This window comes from Nitratireductor sp. GISD-1A_MAKvit (genome assembly GCF_040819555.1).
Classification (GTDB): Bacteria; Pseudomonadota; Alphaproteobacteria; order Rhizobiales; family Rhizobiaceae; genus Nitratireductor.
The window spans coordinates 128,996-155,635 of record NZ_CP161919.1 but is presented as its reverse complement, the minus strand read 5'-3'; the positions used below and the strand labels follow the sequence as shown (position 1 = coordinate 155,635).

Sequence of the window (26,640 nt, the reverse complement as noted above, 5' to 3'; positions counted from 1 at the left end):
GCCGAGACCCGCAATCGCTTTGTTGCCCGCATTGACAGACGCGGCGGGCGAGCCGTAAATGCGCGATAGACGGTCCTCTTCCCTCAAGGGAGGAGGCTAAGAGGGAATGCGGTGCGGGCCTTGCCCAATGCCGCAGCTGTCCCCGCAACTGTAAGCGGAGAGCGCACCTGACACGCCACTGGGGCAACGCCCTGGGAAGGCTGGAGAGCGCAGCGACCCGTGAGCCAGGAAACCTGCCGTCTGAAAATGAAATCCTGACCGCCTGGCGGGTGTCCCGGGCAAGGAGTGTGCATTGTGACTGCCGACAGCGCCACCGCGCGCGATCTCCCGACCATTCATGGTGTCTCTGCCAGTACGCGGCCTGAAACGGCTTGCGTGCCCCTCACCCGCATCCCCGCATTCACCACGCTCCATCTGAAGGATATCTTATGACCACGAGCTTCAATCGTGTGCCCTGCACCGTCGTGACCGGCTTTCTCGGCGCCGGCAAGACGACGCTCATTCGCAATGTGCTGGAGAACACCAAGGGCAAGCGGCTTGCCATCATCGTCAACGAATTCGGCGATGCCGGCGTCGATGGCGAGGTGCTGAAAGGCTGCGGGCTCGACACCTGCCCCGAGGAGAACGTTCTGGAACTGGCCAATGGCTGCATCTGCTGCACCGTGGCCGATGATTTCGTTCCGGCCCTCGACCAGATCCTCGCCCGCGAACCGAAGGTGGATCACATCCTGATCGAGACCTCGGGCCTCGCTTTGCCCAAGCCGCTGGTGCAGGCCTTCCAGTGGCCGGCGATCAAGAACCGCGTGACGGTCGATGGCGTGATTGCCGTGGTGGACGGGCCGGCGCTGGCAGACGGTCAGGTGGCGAACGACATGGATGCACTTGCCGCGCAGCGCGCGGCGGACGAAACGCTCGACCATGATGATCCGGTGGAAGAGGTGTTCGACGATCAGGTGGCCTGCGCCGATCTGATCGTCTTGTCCAAGAGCGACCTTCTGGACGCGGAAGGCAACGAGCGCGCCCGCGCCCGCGTCGAAAGCCATCTGTCGCGCAATGTGCAGATCGTGCCGAGCGCTCATGGCAAGGTGGACCCGGCGCTGTTGCTCGGTCTCGGGCTCGCGGTGGAAGACGACATCGAAAACCGCAAGACGCATCACGACGACCCGCATGACCACGAACATGACGATTTCGACACATTCGTTGTGGATCTGCCGCCGGTGCTGCACCCCGAGGAACTGGAAGCGCGGGTCAATGCGGCGGTGGAAACCGGTGAGGTTTTGCGGCTCAAGGGGTTCGCCCATGTGAAGGGCAAGCCCATGCGCCTGCAGGTGCAGGCGGTCGGCCCCGCGCGTCTCGCACCACTATGACCGTCCGTGGAAGGCCGGCGAAGCCGCCGAAACGCGGCTCGTGGTGATCGGCCTCAAGGGCATCGACCGCGCGCGTATCGAGAGCCTGTTGACGGCCTGACCCGATGCACATCCTCGCCACCACCACCGCCTCACTCGACGATCTGATCGAGCCTGTCGATCTGCAGCAGTCGCCGGCGGACATGGTTGCGCTGTCGTTTACCGACAGCGATCTGGCGGGGATCGCCTCTGCATGGCAGGGGAGCCGCGAGGCCCTGCCCTCGCTGCGCCTCGCCGCCTTGCGTGACCTCAGACACCCCATGTCTGTCGATCTGTGGATCGACAACACGGCAGCGCATGCCCGCACCATTCTGGTGCGGGTGCTGGGTGGCTATGAGTGGTGGCGCTATGGCTGCGACCGGCTGGCAGAGCTTGCGCGAGACAAGGGCATCGCGCTGGCGCTGCTTCCCGGCGAATGCCATGAGGACGACCCGCGCCTTGCCGAACGATCCACCGTTTCGCCGGAAGCGCGCGCGGCGTTGCTTGCCTGTTTCCGCGAGGGCGGGCCGGACAATATGCGCGCGCTGACCTGGCAGCTTGCGCGCCTTGCGGGGTGGGAGCTCGAAGCGCCGGAAGCGGAACCGGTCGCCAAGGCAGGCTTCTATGCACCGGGCCACGGCATTGTGGAGGCTGGCTTCTTCTCGGCCAGTACGAATGCCGACAGGCCTGTCGTGCCAATCCTCTTCTACCGTTCCATGCTGCTCGCCAGCGATGTCGCGCCCATCGACGCGCTGGTGGAGGCGCTTGAGGAACAGGGGTTGTGCGCCATTCCCGTTTTCGTCTCCAGCCTGCGTGATCCGGTTGCCTCTGATTTCGTGCGGGATGCCGTGGAGGCAATGAAACCACAGGCGCTCATCACCGCCACGGCCTTTTCCAGCGGCGCGGAGCCCGGCGAAAAAACACTGTTCGACAGCTTTGGCGTGCCGGTCTTTCAGGTGGTCACCGCCACCACGCGGCGCGAGGCGTGGCAGGAAGGCCAGCGCGGCCTCGCCCCGGCGGACCTCGCCATGCATGTGGTGCTGCCGGAACTCGATGGTCGGCTGATGGCCGGTGCGATTTCGTTCAAGGACGAGGCGGCGCTGGACGAGGGGCTGTCCTTCGGCGTTCAGCGCAACCGGCCGGAACCCGCGCGCATCAGGCAGGTGGCGGCAAGGATCGCGGCGCATCTGAAACTTGCCCGAACACCAAAAGCCGAACGCCGGATTGTCATCCTGATCCCGGATTATCCGAGCGCACCCGGCCGCACCGGCTATGCGGTGGGGCTGGACGTGCCGTCGAGCGTGCTCGCCATGCTGCATGATCTTGGTGCGGCGGGGTATGCGGTTGCCGGTGTTCCGGAGACACCGCGCGCACTGATGCAGCGACTGGAACAGCCCTCCGAGCGATTATCGCTGGAAGACTATCACAATGCCTTCGATGCACTGCCTGAGGAGGCGCGCGAGAAGCTGCTGGCCACCTGGGGGCCGGCGAACGACGACACGGAGGATGGCGTCTTTCCGTTCCGCGCGGCGCGGTTCGGCAATATCACCGTGGCGCTTGCGCCGGATCGGGGACGCTCGGCAGACCGCCGCGTCGACTATCATGACCCGACGCTTGCGCCGCGCCATGCACTCGTCGCTTTCGGCCAGTGGATGCGGGAGCGGCTCCAGGCTCACGCGCTGATCCATGTGGGCGCGCATGGCACGCTGGAATGGCTGCCGGGCAAGACCGTGGCGCTGACGGAAACCTGTTTCCCCGAAATCGTCGCCGGTGCGCTGCCGGTGGTCTATCCCTTCATCGTCAGCAATCCGGGGGAAGCCGCGCAGGCCAAGCGCCGCATTGGTGCCATCACGCTCGGGCATTTGACACCGCCGCTGGCGGGTGCCGGGCTTTCTGAAGACCAGCAGGAGCTGGAACGGCTGGTGGATGAATATGCGCAGGCCGACGGGCTCGACCGCCGCCGCCGCGACCGGCTGGCAAAGCTGATCGTGGAAACCGCTGAGCGCACCGGCCTCACCCGCGATGCCGGCGTGGAGGACACGGGCGACACGGATGCGGCGCTGATGCAGATCGACGCCTGGCTCTGTGATCTGAAAGATTTCGCCATCAAGGACGGGCTGCACATCTATGGCCGGGGCAGCGGCACGGATGAAGCGCCTGAACGCAGCGCCTGCGCGGAGAGCGAAAAGCGCGCGCTTCTGGCCGCACTCGATGCCCGACACATTGCTCCCGGCCCCTCCGGCGCGCCCGCGCGGGGGCGTACCGATGTTTTGCCGACCGGCCGCAACATTTTCACCGCCGATCCGCGAACCCTGCCCACGCCAACCGCAACCGCACTGGGCGGGATGGCGGCGGATGAGGCCGTGCGCGGCTATCTGCAGGAGCACGGCGACTGGCCGCGCTCACTCGTTCTCGACCTGTGGGGCAGCGCGAGCCTGCGCACTGGCGGCGAGGAGATCGCACAGGGTCTGGCGCTGATGGGCTGCCGGCCGCAATGGGATCAGGCGACGGGGCGCGTGACGGGCATTGAAGTGCTGCCGCCGGCCAGCCTTGGCCGCCCGCGCATCGACGTGACGTGGCGCATTTCCGGCCTGTTTCGCGACATGTTCCCCACCCAGATCGCGCTTCTCGATACGGCGGTTGCCGCCGTGGCCGCGCGCGACGAGGACGACAGCGAAAACCCGCTTGCCGCCGCCGCGCGGAAGGCCGGCAAGGCTCCGGCGCGCATTTTCGGCTCTGCTCCCGGCACCTATGGCGCGGGGCCGGAAGAAAAGCTTGCGCGCGGAGACTGGCAGGAACGCGCCGAGCTGGGCGAAGCCTATCTCGCCGCCGGCGCCTATGCGTTTGGCGGCGCGGAAGGCGAAGGCCGGCGGGAAGACGGCGCGTTTGCGCGGCAGGTGGCGGAGGCCGACATGCTTATCCACACCGGCGACGATGCCGGGCGCGATATTCTCGAAGGCTCGGCGGATGTGGCCTTCATCGGCGGGTTTGCGGCGGCCATCGAAGCGCTGGGCGGCAAGGCCGATCTTGTGGTGCTCGACACGACCGATCCGGAACGCCCGCGCGCCCGCTCGCTGGCGCAGGCCATTGCCCGCACCGTGCGCGCCCGTGCGGTCAATCCACGCTTCATCGACGGGCAGTTGCGCCACGGCCCGCGCGGTGCGGCGGAACTGACGGAAACGGTGGACCGGCTGATCGGCTTTGCCGAGACCACGGATGCGGTTTCGGGCAGCCTGATCGATGCCGTGTTCGATGCCTATCTCGGCGATGAACGGGTGCGCGATTTTCTTCTGGCGGAAAACCCCGTCGCCGCCCGCGCCATGGCAGAGCGGTTTTCCGCTGCGCGCAGGCGCGGCCTCTGGCACCCGCGCCGCAACTCCGTCGATGACGATCTGGCGGCACTTCTGGCGGAGGCGACGGCATGACGATGCGACGCGGCGCATGCCCCACACTCTCCGCCCCCATGAAGACCGGCGACGGGCTGCTCGCGCGGATTGCGCCGGCCCATGGCGTGCTGACTCTTGAGAAACTGGCGGGCATCGCCAAAGCCGCGGGCCGCCATGGCAACGGCATTCTGGAAGTGACCGCACGCGGCAAATTGCAGATACGCGGATTGACTGAGGAAAGCACGCCTTTGCTCCGGAATGAGATCGGTGCGCTGGAGCTTGGCCCTGTCGACGGCTTTGCGGTGGAAACGGGACCGCTAGCGCCGGCCCACCCGCTTGCGGAGCGCATCAATGCCCATGTGGCAGAGCGCAATTATGGCGCGCTGCTCGCCCCCAAGGTGTCTGTCACCGTGGATGAAGGCGGAGCGTTGCATCTCGATGCGATCAGCGCCGACATCAAACTTGTGGCGCTGGGCGATGGTTCTTGGCTGATCGGCCTTGGCGGCATTGGCGCGACGGCGCACTGGCTGGGCTCAGGCGATGAGCAGACGGCGGGCGCTGCAGCGCTTTCGGTGATCGATCTGCTGGCGCGGACCGGCGGCCGGGCGCGTGACCTTACGCAGGCGCAGAAAGATACGCTTCAGACGGGACTTGAGCCATCTGCGGAATATCCCGCACGGGCCGACAGCGCACCGGTTGGCCGGTTCGTTCTAGAAGACGGGAAAAGCGCGCTCGGTGTCGCCCTGCCCTTCGGCCAGATTGCGGCGGAGGCGCTGGTCGCGCTCTGCGAGGCGGCATTCGATGCCAGGGAAATTCGCCTTGCGCCGCGCAGCGGCCTGCTTCTGCTCGGTCTCGACGACGCCGGTCACGACGAGGTGCTGCAGGCAGCTCACGCCCTTGGCTTTGTCACGGATCGGCATGACCCGCGCCTCTCCATCGCCGCCTGCGCCGGCGCGCCGGCCTGTGCGTCGGCGCGGTTCGACGCCAAGGCTCTTGCCGCCGAGGCGGCGGAAGCCGGCTTGCCCGATGGTCCCTTCCGTCTTCACCTTTCGGCCTGCGAAAAAGCCTGCGCCCAGCCCACCGGGCCGGTTGTGAACCTGATCGCGGCTGAAGGTGGCTGCACGATCTTCTCCGTTGGCGCAGAACCTTCCGAGCGCCTTCGCACCTTCCTCCTCGAGCGCGGCGAGACGCTGCGCGCTGCCCTTCTTCGAAAGACAGGCTGAATGCAAGAAACCGAATACATACGCGACGGCAACGCCATCTATGAAAAGTCGTTTGCGATCATCCGCGCCGAGGCCGATCTCGCGCGTTTCAGCGCGCAAGAGGCCGATGTCGCCATCCGCATGATCCATGCCTGCGGGCTGGTGGAGGCCGCGAGACATTTCGTCTTCTCCGAAGGGTTCGTTGCGGCAGGCCGCGCGGCGCTGAAGGCGGGTGCGCCGATCCTGTGCGATGCGGAGATGGTGGCACGCGGGGTGACCCGCACACGGCTGCCCGCCGAAAACGACGTGATCTGCACCCTGCGCGATGCGCGCACGCCGGAGCTTGCACAAAAGCTTGGCAACACGCGCTCCGCCGCGGCGCTGGAACTGTGGCGCGAGCATATGGAGGGCGCGGTGGTGGCCATCGGCAATGCGCCGACCGCACTCTTCTACCTGCTCGACATGCTGCGCGCCGGTGCGCCGAAGCCTGCCGCCATCATAGGCATGCCGGTGGGCTTTGTCGGCGCGATGGAATCCAAGGAAGCGCTGGCCGAGAGCGGGCTTGGCATTCCCTTTGCCATCGTGCGTGGCCGCATGGGCGGCAGCGCCATGACGGCGGCGGCGATCAACGCATTGGCGAGGGCCGGACTGTGAGCGGAACCCTGATTGGCGTCGGCACCGGACCCGGCGATCCCGAGCTCATCACCGTGAAGGCGCTGAAGGCGCTGGAGCGGGCGGATGTGGTGGCCCATTTCGCAAAACGTGGGCGCAGGGGGAATGCCCGGCGCACGGTGGAGGGGCTTTTACCGGAGGGCATCGAGGAACTGCCGCTCGAATATCCGGTCACCACCGAGATCGACAGGAACGACCCGCGCTACATCGAGGCCATCACCGGTTTTTACGAAGCTTCGGCGCGCACGGTGGAAGCGCATCTGAAAGCGGGGCGCACGGTTGCCGTTCTGAGCGAGGGCGATCCGCTGTTCTATGGTTCCTACATGCATCTGCATGTGCGGCTTGCCCCGCTCTATCCGGCCGAGGTGATCCCCGGCATCACGGCCATGTCCGGCTGCTGGTCGCAGGCGGGCATCGCCATCGTTCAGGGCGACGACATCATGACGGTCCTGCCCGGCACGCTTTCCGAAGACGAGCTTGTTCGCCGCGTGAGCGACACGGAGGCCTTCGTCATCATGAAGGTGGGGCGCAACCTGGCAAAGATCCGCCGGGCGCTTACCCGCGCCGGCAGGCTTAGCGGCGCGGTGTATGTGGAACGGGGCACGATGGACAAGACAGGCATGATGCCGCTCGCCGACAAGGCGGACGACGAGGCCCCCTATTTCTCGTTGGTGCTCGGCCCGGGCTGGCGGACAAAGCCGGGCGAGGCGGTGGCATGAGCGGGCGTCTCGTCATCATAGGCACCGGGCCCGGGAACCCGGCGCAAACGACGCCGGAGGCGCGGATGGCCATCGCGGCGGCGAGCGATTTCTTCGGCTATGGCCCCTATCTCGACCGGCTTGACCTGAGTGACGGCCAGACCCGCCACGCCTCCGACAACCGGGAAGAGCTTGCCCGCGCGAAGGCGGCGCTCACCATGGCGGCCCAAGGCAGGCATGTGGCCGTGGTTTCGGGCGGGGATGCAGGTGTTTTCGCCATGGCGGCGGCGGTGTGCGAGGCCATCGAGCATGGGCCGCAGGAATGGCGCGCGCTCGATCTGGAGACCGTGCCGGGGCTGACGGCCATGCTGGCCGTGGCGGCCCGCGTGGGCGCGCCGCTCGGCCACGATTTCTGCGCCATATCGCTTTCGGACAATCTGAAACCCTGGGAACTGATCGAAACCCGGCTGGCTGCGGCTGCCGGTGCGGGCTTCGTGATCGCGCTCTACAATCCGATCAGCCGCGCCCGGCCCTGGCAGCTTGGTCGCGCTTTTGAGCTGTTGAGCGGCATTCTACCGGCATCGACGCCCGTCGTGTTCGGCCGCGCCGCCGGTCGCCACGACGAACGCATGGCGATTGTTCCACTGAACGAGGCGCGTGGCGAGATGGCCGACATGGCCACCTGCGTTATCATCGGGTCGCCCGAAACGCGGATGATCGAGCGCCCCGGAAAACCGCCGCTGGTCTATGCGCCGCGCTCGGCGACGGGAGCCGCCAGATGAGCCTCGATCGCAGCCAGGGCTTCATCGACATTGGCCACGGTGGCGGTGCCCGATGGTTTGGGCCGGTCGATCATGATCACGGGCAGACCGAGCCTGCGCGCTGCAGCAATCTTGCCATAGGTCGCCGCGCCGCCGCTGTTCTTGGCCACCACGATGTCGATGCGGTGCTCGGTGAGCAGCGCGATTTCATCTGCTTCGGAAAACGGACCGCGCGCCAGAATGCAGTGGGCATTGGCCGGCAGGTGGGACGGTTCGACCGGCTCCACGCTGCGCACCCGATAATGATGCTGCGCCGCCGCGCGAAACATTTGAACTTCCTGCCGGCCAATGGCCAGAAAGACGCGCCGGGGCTCTTGCCCGAGCAACTTGGCCGCCTCGGCCATGCCGGACGCGATCTGCCAGTTGTCGCCGGCGACCGGCTGCCAGGCGGGACGCATGAGCGTGATGAGCGGCACGCCGGTCAGTCTGGCCGCTTCCGCCGCGTTGCGCGCCATGCGCGCGGCGAAGGGATGCGTGGCATCTACCATCAGGTCGATGCGTTGGTCCTCGAGGTAACGCGCAAGCCCATCGGCGCCGCCGAAACCGCCCACACGCACCTCGCCCTGCAAGGCTTCCGGCGTGCTTGTGCGCCCGGCAAGCGAGGTGACGACACGCAGCGCGCTGCGCGCGCAGAGCCGCTCCGCGAGCCGCCGTGCTTCGCCTGTTCCACCAAGAATGAGAAGGGTCTGCTTTGCCATGACGTCTTCTAGAGCATTTTGCAGTCAGGCGGAAAGCGCTAAGCGCTGGCTTGCCATCGTGGGGATCGGCGAGGACGGTATGGCCGGGCTCGGTGAGGAAGCACGCCGCGCGATTGCCGATGCGGAGATCGTCTTCGGCGGCGCGCGGCATCTTGAACTTGCGGCAGATGAGATTGCGGGCGAGCCGCGTCCATGGCCCTCGCCTTTCGATAAGGCGGTCGATGAAATCGAAGCCCTGAGAGGCAAGAATGTCTGCGTGCTCGCCTCCGGCGATCCGTTTCACTTCGGCGTTGGCGCGACGCTGGCGCGGCGCATTCCGGCAGAAGAAATGCGTGTCTTTTCCGCCCCGTCTTCCTTTGCGCTTGCCGCTGCCCGGCTTGGCTGGCCGCTGCAATCGGTCGAGACGGTTTCTCTGCATGGCCGGCCCATCGCGCCGATCCGCCCGCTGCTTCATCCCGGCACGCGCATTCTCGCGCTCACATCCGATGGCGCGGCTCCGGCTGCGATTGCTGGGCTGATTACTGCAGAAGGGTCTGGCTCCTCGCGTTTCACCGTGCTGGAAGCGCTGGGCGGTCCGCGCGAACGGCAGGTGAGCGGCGTGGCTTCCGCGCTTTCTGCAGAACGCTTTGACGATCTGAACGTGGTCGCCATTGAGGTGGCGGCGGATGAGGATGCGCGCATTCTGCCGCTTGGAACCGGGCTGGAAGACGGGCTTTTCGAGCATGACGGGCAGATCACCAAATCGGAGGTGCGGGCCGTCACGCTTTCAGCGCTTGCCCCGAAACGGGGTGAGCGGCTCTGGGACATCGGAGCAGGTTCAGGCTCGATTTCCATCGAATGGCTGCGTCAGCATCCATCGCTGAGCGCCATCGCCATCGAGGCGGACGGGGAGCGGGCGGAACGCATTGCCCGCAATGCCGAGCGCATGGGCGTGCCTCAGCTCACCGTGGTTGAAGGAAAAGCGCCTGCCGCGTTCGCGGGCCTTGCAGCACCAGACGTGGTTTTCATCGGTGGCGGGGCGACTGTGCCGGGGCTCATGGAGGCCGCGATTGCCGCTCTTGGAACCGGGGGCCGCCTTGTTGCAAACGGGGTGACGCTCGAAACGCAGGCGCTTCTGATCGACTGCCATGGGCAGCACGGCGGAGAGCTGATCGAGATCGCCATCGCGCGCGCCGCCCCCGTTGGCGGCATGACGGCGTTGCGCCCGGCCATGCCGGTGCTTCAATGGCGCTGGAGGAGACCATGATCTGCGCCGGGTTTGGAGCCAGAAAAGGCGTCACAAGCGAGGCGGTTCTTGCCGCACTCGACGCCGCCCTGACAATGCATGACATCGCGCGGAACAGGCTCAATGCGCTGGCGACCGTGCCACGGAAGCGGGACGAGCCCGGCCTGACGGACGCTGCAAAGGCGCTCCGCCTGCCGCTCATCATTGCCGATGAGGCTGCAATGCGGGCAGCGGCGACGCACTGCCTGACCCGTTCGGAACAGGCGCTCGCCGCCACCGGCCTGCCTTCGGCCTCGGAGGCGGCGGCGCTGGCCGTCTGCGGCCCAGCCGCCCGGCTTCTCGGGCCGAGGCTCACACTTGACGGCGTAACCTGCGCCATCGCGACCACCGGAAGACAATCATGACCGTTCATTTCATTGGCGCCGGACCGGGCGCTGCCGACCTCATCACCGTTCGCGGCCGCGACCTGATCGCGCGTTGCCCGGTGTGCCTCTATGCCGGTTCGCTGGTGCCGGAGGAGCTGCTGACGCATTGCCCGCCGGGCGCGCGCATCGTCAACACCGCGCCCATGTCGCTTGAAGAGATCGAGGCGGAATATATCCGCGCCCATGAAGCGGGCGAGGACATTGCCCGGCTTCATTCGGGCGATCTTTCGGTCTGGAGTGCGGTGGCTGAACAGATCCGCCGTCTTGCAGCACTCGGCATCGATTACACGCTGACGCCGGGCGTGCCGTCCTTCTCGGCGGCTGCGGCGGCGCTGGGGCGCGAGCTGACCATTCCGGAAGTGGCGCAGAGCCTCGTTCTGACCCGCATTTCCGGCCGTGCGTCGAAAATGCCGGAGGGCGAGACGCTCGCCAATTTCGCGGCCACCGGCACAACGCTCGCCATTCATCTCGCCATTCACGCGCTCAACCGGGTGGTGGCGGAGCTGACCCCGCATTACGGCCCGGACTGCCCTGTCGCCATCGTGGCGCGGGCAAGCTGGCCGGACGAACGCATTCTGCGCGGCACGCTTTCCACCATCGAGGCAGAGATGGCGAAGGACCCGATCGAGCGCACGGCGCTCATTCTCGTCGGGCCGGGGCTGGGTGCCGAGGATTTTCGTGAAAGCGCGCTCTACAGCGCCGATTATCAGCGCCGGTTTCGCGGACGGGAGGGATTATGAGCCTGACTGAGGCGTTGAGCCGACTTCCCTTCCAGCCGACGCCATTCGAACCCGGCCATGTGTGGCTTGCCGGCGCAGGTCCCGGCGGCTTTGCCTGCCTGACGCTCGGTGTTCTGGCCGCGCTCGATGCGGCGGATGTGGTGATCTATGACGCGCTGGTGGACCCCGATATCCTGAAGGCTGCGCCGCAGGCCCGGCACATTTTCGTCGGCAAACGTGCCGGCCAGCCCTCGACTGCGCAGGACGAGATCAACCGGCTGATGGTGGCAGAAGCCGAGGCCGGAAATCGGGTGCTGCGTCTGAAGGGCGGAGACCCCAACATGTTTGGCCGCGGCGGCGAGGAAGCCCTGACACTGGCACTTGCCGGCATTCCCTTCCGCTTCCTGCCGGGCATCACCTCGGCTGTCGGGGCGCTTGCCGATGCGGGCATACCCGCCACCATGCGCGGCGTGAACAAGGCGGTGATATTCGCCACCGGTCACGCCGCCGGCACGCCGGATGATCTCGACTGGGCGGCGCTCGCCAAAACCGGCCAACCCATCGTCATCTATATGGGCATGCACAGGCTTGCCCGGATCGTGGATGCGCTCACTTCCGGCGGCATGGCGGGCGATACGGCGGCAGCCCTCATCATGAATGCGACGAAGCCGGATGAGCGCATTCTCACCACCACGCTTTCGACACTTGTTTCACAAGCGGAGGCTCAAGGGTTCGGTTCCCCCTCGATCATCGTGATCGGCGGTATCGTTGCGCTGCGCGAGGCACTGACATGACGGCGCGGGCAATCATCATCGGGGCGGCGCGTTCGGGCTCGGGCAAGACCAGCGTGACCATCGGCCTGATGCGCGCGCTCAAAAGGCGCGGTCTTGCGGTGCGCGGCGCGAAATCCGGCCCCGATTACATCGATCCCGGCTTTCATCAGGCGGCGACGGGGCATCCCGGCGTCAATCTGGACAGCTGGGCCATGCACCCGGATCTGCTCGCGCATCTTGGAAGCCGGCAAAGCGAAGATGCCGACATGCTGCTCATCGAAAGCGCGATGGGTCTGTTCGACGGCATCGTTTCGGAGCCGGGACGATCTGGTGCGGCGGCGGACATTGCGCGGCTTTATGATGTGCCCTGCCTCGTCATTCTCGATGTGTCCGGCCAGTCGCAGACGGCTGCTGCGCTGGCAAAGGGTTTCGCCGCCTATGACCCGAAAGTGCGGATTGCCGGCGTCGTGCTCAACCAGGTGGCGAGCCCGCGCCACGAAGCGATGGCGCGCGACGCCATCGAGGCCATCGGCATTCCGGTTCTGGGCGCGGTCTATCGCAACCCGGACATGGCGCTGCCGGAGCGGCATCTGGGCCTTGTGCAGGCGAGCGAACATGCCGCGCTCGAAGCCTTCATCGAACGGCTGGCCGATGTGATGGAAGAGGCCATCGACCTCGACGCGGTGATGAAGGCCGCCGTGCCGCTTTCCATGCATGCGGGCGATGCGGCGCGGCTTTTGCCGCCGCCGGGCCAGCGCATCGCCATCGCGCAGGATGCCGCTTTCAGCTTCGTCTATCCGCATCTCGCCCGCCACTGGCGCGCGGCGGGGGCCGAGCTTCTGCCCTTCTCACCGCTTGCCGATGAGGGGCCGGCGGAGAACGCTGACGCCTGCTGGCTGCCGGGTGGGTATCCCGAGCTTCACGCGGGGCGGATTGCAGCGGCGGGACACTTCCGCGCTTCGATGAAGGCTTTCGCAGAGACCAGGCCCGTTCATGGCGAGTGCGGCGGATTCATGGTTCTGGGGAAGGCGCTGGAAGATGCGTACGGCACGACCCACGCCATGCTGGGTTTGCTTGGCCATGTCACGAGCTATGCGAAGCGCAAGATGAACCTCGGCTATCGGCAGGCAACGCTCATGAGCGATTGCGCCATCGGCAGCAAGGGCGGGACGATCCGTGGTCATGAGTTCCACTATTCGCGTCTGGTAGAGCCGGGCAATGATGCGCCGCTCGCCACGCTTGCGGATGGTCAGGGCCGCGACCTCGGTCCCTCCGGCGGGCGGCGCGGGCATGTGTCGGGCACCTATTTCCACACCATAGCGCGGAGTTGACGCGATGGCCGGACCCCGCAACGCGCTACGCGACATGGCTGCCTGCCTCGGCTTTTACACGCGGCTTCCTTTGCCGGCGTTCGAGATGCCTGCGCACGGGTTTGCCAATGCACAATGGGCGGCACCGCTGACCGGTCTTTTCATTGGAGCGGTGTGCGCTGCCGCTTTGACGGGTGTCATCATGCTCGGCCTGCCAGCCACCATCGCTGCCGCCATCGCGCTTGTCGTGAGCGTGCTTCTGACCGGCGGTCTGCATGAGGACGGGCTGGCCGACGTGGCCGACGGTTTTGGCGGCGGTTCAACGCGCGAGAAAAAGCTCGCCATCATGAAGGACAGCCGCATTGGCTCCTATGGTGTCGTGGCGCTAATCCTGTCTTTCCTCCTGCGCTGGTCGGCGCTCGTCGCCCTCGGCCTTGCCGCCATTCCCGCATTGCTGATCGCCCACACGGCCTCGCGCGCCCTGATGCCGGCGCTGATGCGGCTCTCGCCACCAGCACGCGACAACGGGCTCTCGGCGGGTGCCGGACGCCCCTCCAGAGGCACGGTTCTCGTGGCGCTGGCGATTAGCGGCGTTCTGCTTCTTGTTCCCGGTCCCGGCTTCGCTGTCATTGCCGCGCCGCTTCTCGCTCTCGCGCTCTTTCTCATCAAGTGGCTCGCCGAGCGACAGATCGGCGGGCAGACGGGCGATGTGCTCGGCGCGCTGCAGCAGCTTGCCGAGACCGTTCTGCTCATCGCCGCCGTCGCTCATTTTACCTGAAGGATTTCCATGACCCGCTTTTCCTCAATCGACGACCTGCGCACCGCCTGTAACGACCGGCCCGAAGGCGATGACGAGGCGGCGCAGGCCGCAGCCGCCCGTCAGACCGTGCTGACCAAACCGCCCGGCAGTCTTGGCCGGCTGGAGGACGCGGCCATTCGCCTGGCCCGCTGGCAGGGGCGCGAAAAGCCCGCGCTCGACGAAGTGCATGTATTGATCTTTGCCGGCTCTCATGGCGTGACCGCACGCGGCGTCTCGGCCTTTCCCGCCGAAGTGACGGCGCAGATGGTGGCGAATTTCTCCGCCGGGGGCGCGGCCATCAACCAGCTTGCAAAACAGGCCGGAGCGAGCCTCACCGTCACGCCGCTGAAGATCGAGCGGCCCACGGCGGACTTCACGCAAGCGCCGGCAATGGATGAAGCCGACTTCCTGACCGCCGTTCAGACCGGTTTCGATGCGGTGCCGGAAGGAGCCGATCTCATCGCACTCGGAGAAATGGGCATTGGCAACACCACCGCCGCAGCTTCCCTTGCCGCAGCCCTGTTTGGCGGCAGAGGAGCCGACTGGGTCGGGCGTGGCACGGGCGTCGACGATGCCGGACTGTCGCGCAAGGCAGAGGCCGTGGATGCCGCACTCGCCTGCCATGGCGATGCGCTTTCCGATCCGCTTCAGGCGCTGCGCCGCGTCGGCGGCCGCGAGCTTGCCGCCATGTTCGGCGCGGCCCTTGCCGCGCGGCACAAGCGCATCCCGCTGCTGCTCGACGGTTTCGTGTGCGGTTCGGCAGTCGCCCCGCTGGCGCGTCTTTGCGAAGGCGGTCTGGCGCACGCCATTGCCGGCCATGTTTCCGCCGAGCCGGGGCACCGCAAACTGCTTGCCGAACTCGGTCTCAAACCGCTGCTCGATCTCGACATGCGGCTTGGGGAAGGTTCCGGCGCATGCCTTGCCATCAACATCCTGCGCGCAGCACTTGCCTGCCACAACGGCATGGCGACCTTTGCCGAAGCCGGCGTTTCGGACGGTTAGCGATGCGCACGCTTTCGCTCATAGGCATCGGCACCGGCAATCCCGAACACATGACGGTTCAGGGCATCAATGCGCTTAACCGGGCTGACGTGATCCTCATCCCCCGCAAGGGAGAGGCAAAGGAGGATCTGGCAGATCTGCGCCGCGTCATCTGCGAGCGGTTTCTGGAAAACCGGCAGACGCGGATCGTGGAGTTCGACCTGCCGGTGCGCGATGCGGCCAATCCGAGCTATCGCCAGAGCGTGGACGACTGGCACATGGCCATCGCCCGCGCCTATGGCGATCTGCTCGCGGCCCATACGGGCGAGACGGGCTGTGCGGCGTTTCTCGTCTGGGGCGATCCTTCGCTCTATGACAGCACGCTGCGCATCATCGAGCACATGCGCCGGGAAACCGGGCTTGACGTCGCGCTGGAAGTGGTGCCGGGGATCACCAGCATTCAGGCGCTCGCGGCCAGCCACCATATGCCGATCAACACGATTGGCGGTTCGATCCTGATCACCACCGGTCGGCGGCTGAAAGCGGAGGGCTTTCCGCCGAATGCCGACACGCTGCTCGTCATGCTCGACGGCGACTGCGCTTTTCAGACGCTCGACGGCGAGGCCTTCGAGATTTATTGGGGGGCGTATCTCGGCACAGCGGAGGAGCTGCTGATTAGCGGGCTGCTTGGGGATGTGGCCGGACGTATCGTGGAAACGCGCGCCAAAGCGCGGGAAGAGCGGGGCTGGATCATGGATACCTATCTCTTGCGGCTGCGGGGTTAGGTTTGGGCACGTCATCCCGCCCCCGTCCTTCGACGAGCTCAGGATGAGGGCTATGTGGGATGCCTTCTGCGTTGATGCTTATGCCAGGTTCTCCCTGCCTTTTCCCTCACCCTGAGCTTGTCGAAGGGCGGGGGAGAAGGCAAGCACCCGCGCCTCAGGCGGCCTGTGCTCGCTGCCATCGTGGAAAAGGATCTGCCAGCGCGCGGAACTCTGCGGGATCAAACCGCGTTTCGCTGCCCACTAGAGCGGCATCGAGTGCAGCCGTGATGCGATCGCGGTCCATGCCTGTGCCGATGAAGACGAGCTCCTGCCGCCGGTCTCCATAAGGTTCGCTCCAGTAGCGGTCCATGAAGGTTTTGGCTTCCGGGTGGTTGGGCCAGCGCTCGCGCGGCACCGCGGCCCACCAGGTGCCAAGCGGCTTCACGCTGGATAGCGCGCCGGCAAGGCTGAATTCCGCAACCCAGTCGGGCCGGGTTGCGACCCAGAAATGCCCCTTGGCGCGGATCACACCCGGCAGCGGCGCATTGAGAACCGCATGCACTCTTTGCGGATGGAAGGGACGCCGCGCACGGTAGACGAAGGAGGAGACGCCATATTCCTCCGTCTCCGGCACATGATCGGCGAAGCCATAAAGCTCCTTGGCCCAGAGCGGGTGCTGGTGCGCGGCCTCAAAATCGAAGAGCCCCGTGTCGAAGATGCGCTCTGGCGCAACATGCGAATGATCGGTTTCGATGATCTGCGCATCGGGGTTGAGCGCGGTGACGATCTTGCGCGCCGCATCGAGACGCTCCGGCCCGGCATCGCTCACCTTGTTCAGGATCACGACATCGGCAAACTCGATCTGGTCGACCAGAAGATCCACAAGCGTGCGCTCGTCCCCCTCGCCCGCGACCTCGCCCCGGTCGCGCAGGAAATCATGGCTGGCGTAGTCTTCGAGCAGGTTCAGCGTGTCGACCACCGTGACCATCGTGTCGAGCCGCGCGACATCGGAAAGGCTCATGCCCTGCTCATCGCGGAATTCGAAGGTGGCCGCCACCGGCAGCGGCTCGGAAACGCCGGTGGATTCGATCAGCAGATAATCGAACCGCCCTTCCGCCGCCAGACGCCGCACCTCCTTCAGAAGATCGTCGCGCAGCGTGCAGCAGATGCAGCCATTGGTCATCTCAACCAGTTTTTCGTCGGTCTGTGAAAGATCTGCCCCGCCCTCGCGCACCAGATCGGCATCGATGTTCACTTCCGACATGTCGTTGACGATCACCGCCACCCGGCGGCCTGCCCTGTTGTTGAGCACATTGTTCAGGAGCGTTGTCTTGCCCGCCCCCAGAAAGCCGGAAAGAACGGTGACGGGCAGGCGGTTGTCCGGATTGGGCATGAATGGCTCCTCTGGCTGACGTTGGTATGTAATATCATAACGTTTCGGATGCGCAAGTGGGCGAACTGGAACGAAAGCGCAGCTGCTGGAAATCATGTGTGCTGACCGCAACGGCATGGATGCCCGGCTCAGGGCGAGCGTGGCTTGGCGACGGGCGTGGGAAGGCGCAGGGCCGCGCTACCGGCCCAGCGTTCAACGATCAGAGCATTTTGTAGTCAAATGGAAACACCTGACGTCAGCACAAATGCAGGAAATCCGACAGATAGAACGGGGCAGCGTTTCAGTGAAACTGTGCACTGCTCCGAGAGAGCCGCGCTCGGGTCAACCCGTAGATGCGCCCGGCATTGCCGCCGAGGATCGCTGCCCGCGCCTCCCCGTCAAACCGCTGGAGCAGCGCCGCGGTCGCTTCGCACCATTCGGAATAGCTTGCGGCAAGCGTGCAGACCGGCCAGTCGCTGCCCCAGATCACGCGGCCCGGCCCGAAGACCGTGAGCACATGATCGGCATAGGGCTGAAGCGTTTCCCGGTTCCAGCTTTCACCTGCCTCGGTCACCAGGCCGGAAAGCTTGCACGAGACCTGTTCGCGCGTGGCAAGAGCAGCCATGTCTTCGGCCCACGCCTCGAATGCGCCCGATGCGATGTCCGGTTTGGCGCAATGGTCGATCACCACGGTCATTTCGGGATAGCGGTCCACCAGCACGGCGAGATTTTTCAGGTGGCGTGGCAGCACCAGCGCATCGAAGACGAGCCCGTGGTCGATCAGCGCGCGAAACGCCGCGTCGCGTTGCGGGTGCAGCATCCAGTCCGGGTCCGGGATGTCCTGAATCATGGGGCGCAGGCCCTTGAGACACGGATGCGCAGCCAGCTCCGCGATGCGCGCCGGTGCGTCCGGGCTCTCGAAATCCACCCAGCCGACAACGCCCCTGATGAAGGCGTTCTCGTCGGCCAGCGAGAGCATGAAATCCGTTTCCGCGTCGCTCGGCGCCGCCTGCACAAGCACCGTCCCGTCAATCCCCTCGGCCTGCATGAGGGGCCTGAGATCGTCGGGCAGGAAATCGCGGTAGATTGCGGAGAGCTCCGGCGTCAGCCAGCCATAGTCGCCACGAGAAAGTTTCCAGAAATGCTGGTGGGCGTCGATCCGGCGCATGGTCAGGTGTCCTCTTGCGGCAGAACGCCCTTCTTCAGGATCACATTGCCGTAGAAGCGCCGCTCGCCCGTCTGGATGACGGCAAAGGCATCGCGCGCGCGGTCATAGAAGGCAAAGCGTTCGAGCGGCCTGATCTGCGCGGGGTTGTCCGCCACCCGGTCTATCACGGTCTGAAACTCGGCCACCACCGGCGGCACGCCATCCGGGTCGTCCACCATCTGCATGCTGATCGCGGGATCGTCGACGAAGGAATCGAGCGGCATCACGCTCAAAACCGCCTCCAGCACGCGCGGCGCGGAAATGCCGTCGAGCCGCACGAAGTCGCGCGCGCTCGCCTCGCCGGGAAAGTTCGCATCGGCAATGACGATCTCATCGCCATGGCCCATGGCGCGCAGGATGCGCAGGAGATCGGGTGAGAGAATGGGATCGATACCACGCAGCATCAGTGTTCCTCCGGGGTCGGTGCGTCGGGCCGGATCAGGTTCTGGCCCTTGAGGTCAGACCACAGCCCGGCCGGCACATTACGCGAAAAAAGCGCGATGTTCGCCTCCACTTCCTTCGGTGTCATCGCACCGGGGATGACCGTGCGCACTGCCGGATGCCCCATCACGAATTGCAGAGCCGCTTCGATCAGCTTCACGCCATGCGCCGCGCACACGGCCTCGATCCGCCTCACCCTTTCAAGGATGTCTGCCGGCGCGGGCTCGTAATTATAGCGCGCGCCCTCGATGGCCCCGGTCGCCAGAATACCGGAATTGTAGGGACCGCCGAGAATGATGCCGACATCGCGTTTGACGCAGAGCGGCAGGAAACTGTCGAGCGCTTCCTGTTCCAGAAGCGTGTAGCGCCCGGCCAAGAGAAAAGCGTCGAAATCGCCCAGCCCGAGCAGGCGTTCGCACACCTGCCATTCGTTGACGCCGGCGCCGATGGCCCGCACCTGCCCCGCCTCTTTCAACTCGCAAAGCGCGCGATAGCCGCCGCCATCGAAAAGCTCGCGCACCTTCGCGTCGCTTGCCTCCTGACTGCCATGGGTGAAAACGTCCACATCGTGCACGAGAAGAATGTCGACATGCTCCACACCGAGCCGCGCGAGGCTCGCCTCGTGACTGCGCATCACGCCGTCATAGGTGTAGTCGTAGACGATCTTCTTCTGCGGCGTATCGACAAAGGCGGTGGGTGTGACTTCGTCCGGAGCGCAATCTTCCAGAAGCCGCCCGACCTTGGTCGAGAGCGTGATTGCCTCGCGCCCGAAGCGCCTGATGGCCTGCCCGAAGCGCTGTTCGGAAAGCCCCAGACCATATTGCGGCGCGGTGTCGAAATAGCGCATTCCGCCATCGAAGGCGGCCTGCAGGGTCGCCTGCGCTTCGGCTTCCTCAATCCGACGATAGAGATTGCCGAGCGGCGCGCCGCCAAAGCCCATGCGCGTGAGCGTGACCGGCTGCGCGGTGCCGGCGCGCAGCGCGATCAGGTCGGACGCCCTCATGCCGGCACCTGATCCCGCGCCGGGCGGTGGCGGTATTTCTCCAGTGAGGCCGGTTTCATCTCGATGGAGAAGCCTGGTGCCTGCGGCGGCATGTAGGCCGCGTCGCGGATCACGCAGGGTTCCACGAAATGCTCATGCAGATGGTCGACAAATTCGATGACGCGGCCCTCGCGTGTGCCGGCAATCGACACATAGTCAATCATGGAAAGGTGCTGCACATACTCGCAAAGGCCGACACCGCCCGCATGCGGGCAGACCTTGAGCTCGTATTTCGCGGCCATCAGCATCACGGCGAGAATCTCATTCACGCCACCCAGCCGGCAAGAATCGATCTGCACCACATCGATGGCGCCGCGCATGATGAGCTGTTTGAAGATGATGCGGTTCTGGCACATTTCGCCGGTGGCGACCTCGACCGGTGCAACGCCTTCGCGGATCCTGCGATGTCCTTCGATGTCGTCCGGACTGGTGGGCTCCTCGATGAACCATGGCTTGGCGAAGGCGAGCTTTCCCACCCACTCGATTGCCTCATCGACTTCCCAAACCTGATTGGCGTCGATCATGAGATTGACATCCGGGCCGACCACTTCGCGGGCGATGGTGAGCCGGCGAATGTCGTCATCGAGGTCCCGACCAACCTTCATCTTGATATGGTTGAACCCGGCATCCACCGCCTCGCGGCACAGTCGGCGGAGCTTCTCATCGTCATAGCCGAGCCAGCCGGCCGATGTGGTGTAGCAGGGGTAGCCCTCACGCTCGAGCGTGGCGATGCGCTCTTCCTTGCCCCTCGCTCTTTCACGCAGGAAGGCGAGTGCCTCGTCCGGCGTGATGCAATCGGTGATGTAGCGGAAGTCGATGCAGCGCACGAGCTCTTCCGGGCTCATCTCGGCCACCAGCCGCCACACCGGCTTGCCCTCGATTTTTGCCCACAGATCCCAGACGGCGTTGACCACCGCGCCGGTTGCCAGATGGATCGCGCCCTTGTCGGGGCCGATCCAGCGCAACTGGCTGTCGGAAGTGACATGCCGCCAGAAGCGGCCCATGTCCTCGGCGACCCAGTTCATGTCGAGCCCGACGACCAGATGGCGCATCGCCTCGATGGCGGCACAGCAGATGTCGTTTCCGCGCCCGATCGTGAAGGTCAGGCCGTGGCCCTCATGCTCGCCATCGGTCTCAAGGATCACATAGGCCGCCGAATAGTCCGGGTCCGGGTTCATGGCATCCGATCCATCCAGATGGTCGGAGGTGGGAAAGCGCACATCCACGGTGCGCAGGCCGGTGATCCTGGTCATGGTCCGAGTCATGGTCCGTCGTCAAATCCGTTGTTTGAATGGTGCTCCGGGGAAGGCTCCCCGGAGCGAATGGCGATCTCTCGTCAGTCGTAAAGAACGGCTGCTATTTCCGGATCGTCGATGTTGGTCTTGTCGTAATAGTAGAATCCGGTGTCGATGGAAGCGGGCACCTCTTCGCCCTTGGCTGCGGCCACGGCGGCCTTGACCGTCTCGTAACCGATGCCGACCGGGTTCTGCGTGATCGCGCCGGCCATCAGGCCATCGCGGATCGCTTCCTTCTGCTGCGCACCGGAATCATAGCCGATGATCACGACATTGGAGCGATCCATCTCGCGCACGCCGTTGACCACGCCGATGGCGGAACCCTCATTGGTGCCGAAGATGCCTTTCAGATCCGGATTGGCCTGCAGGATGGACTTGGTGATTTCCGTCGACTGCAGGTGATCGCCGCCGCCATACTGGATGGTGACGATCTCGATGTCGGGATATTTCTCCTTCACCTGATTGACGAAACCGTCGCGGCGGTCGATGCCGGTGCGGCTTGTCTGGTCGTGGGCGACAACGGCGACCTGCCCTGCCCCGCCGATCAGTTCTGCCATCTTGTCTGCGGCAAGGGCGGCCGCGGCAAGATTGTCGGTTGAGGCCGTCGCTTTCGGGATATCGCTGTCGACACCGGAGTCAAAGGCGATGACGGGAATGCCCGCCTCATCCGCCTGTTTCAGGAGCGGGATGGCCGCCTGGCTGTCGAGGGCGGCAAAGCCGAGTGCTGCCGGCTTCTTGGCAAGGGCTGCCGCCAGCATGTCGATCTGGCGGTCGACCATGGTTTCATTGTCCGGTCCCTCGAAGGTGACCTCCACGTCCAGCTCCTCGGCTGCCTTGTCGGCACCGGCCTTCACGGCCTGCCAGAACTGGTGCTGGAACCCTTTCGAGATCAGCGGAATATACATCTTGTCCTGCGCCGAAGCGGCCATACCGCTTGCGACGAGGGCTGCGGCGCTGATGGCGCCCAGCATTGCGCGTCTCGTGAACATGTTTCCTCCTCCGGTTTTGTGTTCACACTCATTCATCTGGTCGAAACAGCGGGGCGTTCGCCGCCCTCTTCGTGTTGAAAAATCACCCCATGCGCCGCTTGCGCATCATGTCGGCATAGACGGCGAGGATGATGATCGCGCCCGTCACCACGGTCTGCCACTCCTGCGCCACCGAGAGGATGCGCAGGCCATTGGCCAGCACCGCCATGATGAGCGCGCCGATCAGCGTGCCGAGGATCGTGCCGCGCCCGCCGGCAAGCGAGGTTCCGCCGATGACGACGGCGGCAATCGCCTCAAGCTCGTAGCCGAGGCCGAGAGCGGGCTGCGCGGAATTGAGGCGCGAAGCGATGAGCAGGCCGGCAATGCCGCATATGCCGCCGGCCAGCGCGTAGACCGCCATCTTCCAGGCATCCGTGTTGACGCCGGAAAGCCGCACCGATTCCTCGTTGGAGCCCAGTGCAAAAGTGTAGCGGCCGAGCACGGTGCGGCCGAGAATGTAGCTCGCGGCAATGGCCACGAGAAACAGGATCAGCACGCCATTGGGGATCGGCAGGGCGGGAATGATCTCGCCGATCAGCGACCCGCGCGAAATCTCGGTAAAGCCCGGCGTGTCGTTGAAGTAGATCGGCCGCGTGCCGGATATGACGAGCGACAGGCCCTTGAGCATCAGCATCATGCCGAGCGTGGCAATGAAGGGCGGGATTTTCATCTTGGCCACAAAGGTGCCCGAGGTGAGGCCGCACAGCGCGCCGGCACCGATGGCCGCGAGAACGCCGAACGGCAGCGGCAGGCCCCAATAGGTGAGGACGACACCCGCGATAACCGCGCAAAAAGTCATCAGCGTGCCGACCGAAAGGTCGATGCCGCCGGTGATGATGACGAGCGTGGCCGCGATGGCCAGAACACCGTTCACCGAGGTCGCCTGCAGAATGGCGATGATGTTCGAGGTCTGCATGAAATTGGGCGAGGCCAGCGAAAAGCCGATCAGCAGTATGATCAGGCTCATGAAGGCCAGCAGTTTCTGATGCGCGCCCGCCTGCAGAAGCCGTGCGGCAAAGCCGGCCTGCGGAGTGGCTTCCACGGTGCTCATTCTTCTCCTCCCACCGGTTCCATGGCGCTTTCACGTTCTGTCGCAAGGCGCATGATGTCTTCCTGGCTGGTTTCCGCCCCTCCCGGCAGAATGCCTGTCAGCCGCCCCTCGCACATGACGGCGATGCGATGGCTGAGCCGCAGCACTTCCGGCAGTTCCGACGAGATCACGATGATCGCCCGCCCCTGCGCCGCCAGCGCGTTCAACAGTTTGTAAATTTCGCTCTTGGCTCCGACATCGATGCCGCGTGTCGGTTCATCGAAGATGAGGATGTCACAGTCGCGCAGAAGCCATTTGGCGATGACCACCTTCTGCTGGTTGCCGCCGGAGAGCAGGCGCACCTCCTGCCGGTCGGAAGGGGTGCGGATGTCGAGCTGCTGGATATAGCCGCGCGCGGCATCGCGCATGCCCGCCTCGTCGAGCGCGCCGAGCCTGCCGGTAAAGCGCTCCAGGCTGGCCATGGCAACATTGGCGCGCACATCCATGCCGACGGCGAGGCCGAAATGCTTGCGGTCTTCGGAAAGGTAGCCAATGCCGGCGGCGACCGCATCGGCAGGTGTGCGAATGTCGACCGGCGTGCCGTTGACGATGATCTCGCCGGCCTCGCGCGGGTCGGCGCCGAAGATCGCCCGCGCGACCTCCGTGCGGCCCGCGCCCATCAACCCTGCAAAGCCGAGGATCTCTCCCTGGCGAACCGAGAAGCTGACATTGCGGATTTCGCGCCCGCGCGTGAGCCCCTGCACTTCGAGCGCGACAGGTGCGTCTTTGAGGTCAGGCACCTGAACCGCGCTGTCGGTGAGCGCCCGCCCCACCATCATGGAAATGATCTCGCTCACCGGCGTGTCGGCGGCGGACACCGTGTCCACATATTGCCCGTCGCGCATGACCGTTACGCGGTCGGCGATGCGCTTCAGCTCATCCATCTTGTGCGAGATGTAAATGATGCCGACGCCTTCTGCCTTCAGCCGGCGGATGATGACGAACAGTTCCTCGATCTCGGCATTGTTCAGGGCCGCCGTCGGCTCGTCCATGATCAGCACGCGCGAATGGAAGGAGAGCGCCTTTGCAATCTCCACCATCTGCTGCTTGGCGATGGTGAGCCCGCCGACCTGTGCACGCGGATCGAGCTTAAGGTTCATGGAGGCGAAGATTTCCGCCGTCTGGCGGTTGAGCGCGGTCTCGTTCAGCCTGCCGAAACGCAGGCGCGGCTCGCGGCCGATGAAGATGTTCTGGGCCGCGGTCAGATCGTTCATCAGGCTCAGTTCCTGATGGATGATGCTGATGCCAAGATCCTGCGCGGCGCGCGGGCTCTCGATCTCAACCGGCTGGCCGTCGATCAGCACCTCGCCCTCATCCTTCGGGTAGATGCCGGAGAGAATTTTCATCAGCGTGGATTTGCCCGCGCCATTCTCGCCCATCAGGGCGTGGACCTCGCCGGGCATCAACTCGAAGCGCACATTCCTGAGCGCGTGCACACCGGGAAAGCGTTTCTCTATGCCGCGCATGGCAACGACCGGCCGGATTTCATTTTTGCCGGCTTCGGTCGTCATGCTCGTGGACACCGTTGCCATGGCAAGAACCTCAGATCGTCACGCCGCCATCGACGAGCAAGGGCCTGCCCGGTGACGAAGCGGCTTTCATCCGAAAGGAGATAAAGCACCATCGGCGTGATGTCGTTCACCGTGGCGAGCCGCCCCATGGGCTGGCGCGCGATGAAATCCCTTTCCGCCTGTACCGGATCGGCGGCGGAAGCGATGCGCCCGCGCAGCGATGGCGTGTCGACCGTGCCGGGGCAAAGCGCGTTGCAGCGCACGCCCTGTTTCACGAAATCGGCGGCAACCGATTTTGTGAGCCCGATTACCGCTGCCTTGGTGGTGCCATAGACTGCCCGATTGGCGAAGCCCTTGATGGAGGAGGCCATGGAAGCCATGTTGAGAATGGAGACACTTCCCGCCTCTTCCGCCCGCTCCAGCATGCCCGGCAGGAAAGCCTGCGTCATGCGGTACATGGAGGTGACATTGAGGTCTGTGCTGAACGCCCAGTCCTCTTCCGTCACGTCGAGGATCGTTCCGTGGTGAACGAAGCCGGCGCAATTGAACAGCCCGTCGAGCTTGCCGGTTTTGTGAGCCAGCGCATCAATGGCAGCGCGGTCGCACACGTCGAGGCGGTGGGTTTCGATGGCGCTGTTTTCCGCAGCCAGCGAGGCAAGCCCCTCCTCATTGATGTCGACGGCAATGACGGACGCTCCTTCGGCAGCGCAGGCAAGCGCACTGGCACGACCGATACCCTGAGCGGCGGCGGATATCAGAATCCGCTTTCCCTGAACTCGCATACGATGATCTCCTCCCTGTTGAGCCGAAGCTCAATCATCGTTTATATACGAATAGTCTATTCATATATGAAAGTTCATTGCAATATCAAAGTTGACAAGAGGGTCGATTCCTCATCAATGCACCGGATCGGAGGGCGAGAAGGTGAGCAGCAGGAAAACCACGGAAGAGCGCTATCGCGCGCCCGCGCTGGACAAGGGGCTTGATATTCTGGAGCTTCTTTCCCGCCAGCCCAACGGCCTCACTCGCGCCGAGATCGTCAAGGAAATGGGTCGTGGCCCAAGCGAAATCTACCGCATGCTCGAACGCCTGGTGGCGCGCGATTATGTGAGCCGTTCCATCGAGGGCGACCGCTACGCATTGACGATGAAGCTGTTCATGCTCGGCAGCCAGCATCCACCACTGCGCCGGCTTGCCGCCCGCGCCCTGCCGCTGATGGACGGCTTCGCGCGAAGGACACACCAGTCCGTGCACCTCGTGGCGCCGGAGCGCGGCTATGCCATCGTCGTGGCACAGGCGAGCAGCCCCGCGAACTGGGAGTTTCGGCTGCACCCCGGCGCTCAGCTCGATCTGCTCAACACGGGTTCGGGCCAGACGCTGCTTGCCTTCCAGAGCCCCGACCGGCGCAACGAGACCCTCGCAATCTGGGGCGGGGCAGACCGGGTGCGCCATCTGACAGCCATCGAGCCATCCCTCGAAGACGTGCGCACACGCGGCTACCGCATCGGCGACAGTCTACAGCTCGTCGGCGTGCGCGATATCTCCGTGCCGGTTTTCGGCCCTTCCGGCGATGCCATGGCGGTGCTTACCTGCCCTTATTTCGAACAACTGGAAGACACGCAGGCAGCGGATGTGGAGACCGCGCTGGCCACCTTGAAAGGTGTTGCGGAAAGTCTTTCGATTTCCTGATTTTTGGGGATTCCCACATTTTTTATGTTTTTTGTTGCCGCACGGTCATCGCGTTGTAACATAGTGAGGATAACGCCTGCGATCTCAACGCAGAAATCAGGGGAGTG

The 26,640-nt window shown here is 65.0% G+C and carries 23 protein-coding genes, 2 pseudogenes and 1 riboswitch; of the genes and pseudogenes, 15 read left to right on the top strand and 10 right to left on the bottom strand.

Annotated features, from left to right (window positions below; all coding sequences use genetic code 11):
* Positions 1-53 precede the first annotated feature (53 nt).
* Positions 54-256: riboswitch (cobalamin riboswitch) on the top strand.
* A 172-nt stretch (positions 257-428) separates the two neighbouring features.
* The 6 genes and pseudogenes from cobW (at position 429) to AB2N04_RS00735 (ending at position 8,125) form a co-directional block, all read left to right on the top strand.
* Positions 429-1,467 (top strand): annotated as a pseudogene (gene cobW / locus AB2N04_RS00760) (cobalamin biosynthesis protein CobW).
* A 4-nt stretch (positions 1,468-1,471) separates the two neighbouring features.
* Positions 1,472-4,810, top strand: a complete 3,339-nt coding sequence (gene cobN, locus AB2N04_RS00755) for a cobaltochelatase subunit CobN (RefSeq protein ID WP_367714253.1) — start codon at positions 1,472-1,474, stop codon at positions 4,808-4,810.
* On the top strand, positions 4,807-5,994 hold the full coding sequence (cobG, locus tag AB2N04_RS00750; RefSeq protein ID WP_367714252.1) for a precorrin-3B synthase: 1,188 nt from the start codon (positions 4,807-4,809) through the stop codon (positions 5,992-5,994). Before cobN ends, cobG begins: the two co-directional genes overlap by 4 nt.
* Entirely contained in the window at positions 5,995-6,627 is a 633-nt protein-coding gene (locus tag AB2N04_RS00745; RefSeq protein ID WP_367714251.1) for a precorrin-8X methylmutase, read from the top strand.
* Positions 6,624-7,364: a precorrin-2 C(20)-methyltransferase gene (locus AB2N04_RS00740; RefSeq protein ID WP_367714250.1), complete on the top strand. Its 741-nt coding sequence runs from the start codon at positions 6,624-6,626 to the stop codon at positions 7,362-7,364. Before AB2N04_RS00745 ends, AB2N04_RS00740 begins: the two co-directional genes overlap by 4 nt.
* The gene (locus AB2N04_RS00735; RefSeq protein WP_367714249.1) at positions 7,361-8,125 is read left to right on the top strand and encodes a precorrin-3B C(17)-methyltransferase; all 765 of its coding nucleotides are present in this window, start codon (positions 7,361-7,363) and stop codon (positions 8,123-8,125) included. The genes AB2N04_RS00740 and AB2N04_RS00735 overlap by 4 nt, the downstream gene beginning before the upstream one ends.
* On the opposite strand, the gene AB2N04_RS00730 is transcribed toward AB2N04_RS00735, so the two are convergent.
* Positions 8,089-8,862: a cobalt-precorrin-6A reductase gene (locus AB2N04_RS00730; RefSeq protein ID WP_367714248.1), complete on the bottom strand. Its 774-nt coding sequence runs from the start codon at positions 8,860-8,862 to the stop codon at positions 8,089-8,091. The two genes, AB2N04_RS00735 and AB2N04_RS00730, sit on opposite strands and share 37 nt — an antisense overlap.
* On the opposite strand from AB2N04_RS00730, the gene cbiE reads away from it, so the two are divergent.
* From cbiE to cobF, 8 genes are read left to right on the top strand one after another with little or no spacing between them, the layout of a single operon-like run.
* Positions 8,861-10,108, top strand: a complete 1,248-nt coding sequence (gene cbiE / locus AB2N04_RS00725; protein WP_367714247.1) for a precorrin-6y C5,15-methyltransferase (decarboxylating) subunit CbiE — start codon at positions 8,861-8,863, stop codon at positions 10,106-10,108. The genes AB2N04_RS00730 and cbiE overlap by 2 nt on opposite strands.
* Positions 10,105-10,491 (top strand): cobalamin biosynthesis protein, encoded by a 387-nt coding sequence (locus AB2N04_RS00720; protein ID WP_367714246.1) that lies wholly within the window; start codon positions 10,105-10,107, stop codon positions 10,489-10,491. The genes cbiE and AB2N04_RS00720 overlap by 4 nt, the downstream gene beginning before the upstream one ends.
* Positions 10,488-11,252 carry a precorrin-4 C(11)-methyltransferase gene (cobM, locus tag AB2N04_RS00715; protein WP_367714245.1) on the top strand — a complete coding sequence of 255 codons (765 nt, stop codon included), beginning with the start codon at positions 10,488-10,490 and terminating at the stop codon, positions 11,250-11,252. The genes AB2N04_RS00720 and cobM overlap by 4 nt, the downstream gene beginning before the upstream one ends.
* Complete coding sequence (cobA, locus tag AB2N04_RS00710; protein WP_367714244.1) at positions 11,249-12,025, top strand: uroporphyrinogen-III C-methyltransferase; 777 nt, start codon at positions 11,249-11,251, stop codon at positions 12,023-12,025. Before cobM ends, cobA begins: the two co-directional genes overlap by 4 nt.
* Positions 12,022-13,335: a cobyrinate a,c-diamide synthase gene (locus AB2N04_RS00705; RefSeq protein ID WP_367714243.1), complete on the top strand. Its 1,314-nt coding sequence runs from the start codon at positions 12,022-12,024 to the stop codon at positions 13,333-13,335. The genes cobA and AB2N04_RS00705 overlap by 4 nt, the downstream gene beginning before the upstream one ends.
* Before the next feature lie 4 nt (positions 13,336-13,339).
* A complete protein-coding gene (gene cobS, locus AB2N04_RS00700; RefSeq protein ID WP_367714242.1) occupies positions 13,340-14,092 on the top strand; it encodes an adenosylcobinamide-GDP ribazoletransferase in 753 nt (250 codons plus the stop codon).
* Positions 14,093-14,101: 9 nt separating this feature from the next.
* A complete protein-coding gene (gene cobT / locus AB2N04_RS00695) occupies positions 14,102-15,115 on the top strand; it encodes a nicotinate-nucleotide--dimethylbenzimidazole phosphoribosyltransferase (protein WP_367714241.1) in 1,014 nt (337 codons plus the stop codon).
* A gap of 2 nt (positions 15,116-15,117) precedes the next feature.
* Positions 15,118-15,879 carry a precorrin-6A synthase (deacetylating) gene (cobF, locus tag AB2N04_RS00690; protein WP_367714240.1) on the top strand — a complete coding sequence of 254 codons (762 nt, stop codon included), beginning with the start codon at positions 15,118-15,120 and terminating at the stop codon, positions 15,877-15,879.
* A 154-nt stretch (positions 15,880-16,033) separates the two neighbouring features.
* Here cobF and AB2N04_RS00685 read toward each other — a convergent pair whose 3' ends face one another.
* From AB2N04_RS00685 to AB2N04_RS00645, 9 genes and pseudogenes are all read right to left on the bottom strand, one after another.
* Positions 16,034-17,251 carry a GTP-binding protein gene (locus AB2N04_RS00685; protein WP_367714239.1) on the bottom strand — a complete coding sequence of 406 codons (1,218 nt, stop codon included), beginning with the start codon at positions 17,249-17,251 and terminating at the stop codon, positions 16,034-16,036.
* Positions 17,252-17,531: 280 nt separating this feature from the next.
* A complete protein-coding gene (locus AB2N04_RS00680; protein ID WP_367714238.1) occupies positions 17,532-18,398 on the bottom strand; it encodes an amidohydrolase in 867 nt (288 codons plus the stop codon).
* A gap of 2 nt (positions 18,399-18,400) precedes the next feature.
* Entirely contained in the window at positions 18,401-18,841 is a 441-nt protein-coding gene (locus tag AB2N04_RS00675) for an RbsD/FucU family protein (protein WP_025031631.1), read from the bottom strand.
* Positions 18,841-19,881, bottom strand: coding sequence for an aldo/keto reductase (locus AB2N04_RS00670; protein ID WP_367714443.1), 1,041 nt, complete (start codon positions 19,879-19,881; stop codon positions 18,841-18,843). The genes AB2N04_RS00675 and AB2N04_RS00670 overlap by 1 nt, the downstream gene beginning before the upstream one ends.
* Entirely contained in the window at positions 19,878-21,173 is a 1,296-nt protein-coding gene (locus AB2N04_RS00665) for an L-fuconate dehydratase (RefSeq protein ID WP_367714442.1), read from the bottom strand. Before AB2N04_RS00665 ends, AB2N04_RS00670 begins: the two co-directional genes overlap by 4 nt.
* Positions 21,174-21,256: 83 nt before the next feature.
* Positions 21,257-22,204 carry an ABC transporter substrate-binding protein gene (locus AB2N04_RS00660; protein WP_367714441.1) on the bottom strand — a complete coding sequence of 316 codons (948 nt, stop codon included), beginning with the start codon at positions 22,202-22,204 and terminating at the stop codon, positions 21,257-21,259.
* Between the two features lie 82 nt (positions 22,205-22,286).
* Entirely contained in the window at positions 22,287-23,294 is a 1,008-nt protein-coding gene (locus AB2N04_RS00655; protein ID WP_367714440.1) for an ABC transporter permease, read from the bottom strand.
* Complete coding sequence (locus tag AB2N04_RS00650; protein WP_367714439.1) at positions 23,291-24,844, bottom strand: sugar ABC transporter ATP-binding protein; 1,554 nt, start codon at positions 24,842-24,844, stop codon at positions 23,291-23,293. The genes AB2N04_RS00655 and AB2N04_RS00650 overlap by 4 nt, the downstream gene beginning before the upstream one ends.
* 31 nt (positions 24,845-24,875) lie before the next feature.
* Positions 24,876-25,626 (bottom strand): annotated as a pseudogene (locus AB2N04_RS00645) (SDR family oxidoreductase).
* Positions 25,627-25,768: 142 nt separating this feature from the next.
* On the opposite strand from AB2N04_RS00645, the gene AB2N04_RS00640 reads away from it, so the two are divergent.
* Entirely contained in the window at positions 25,769-26,533 is a 765-nt protein-coding gene (locus tag AB2N04_RS00640; protein ID WP_367714438.1) for an IclR family transcriptional regulator, read from the top strand.
* Positions 26,534-26,640 lie beyond the last annotated feature (107 nt).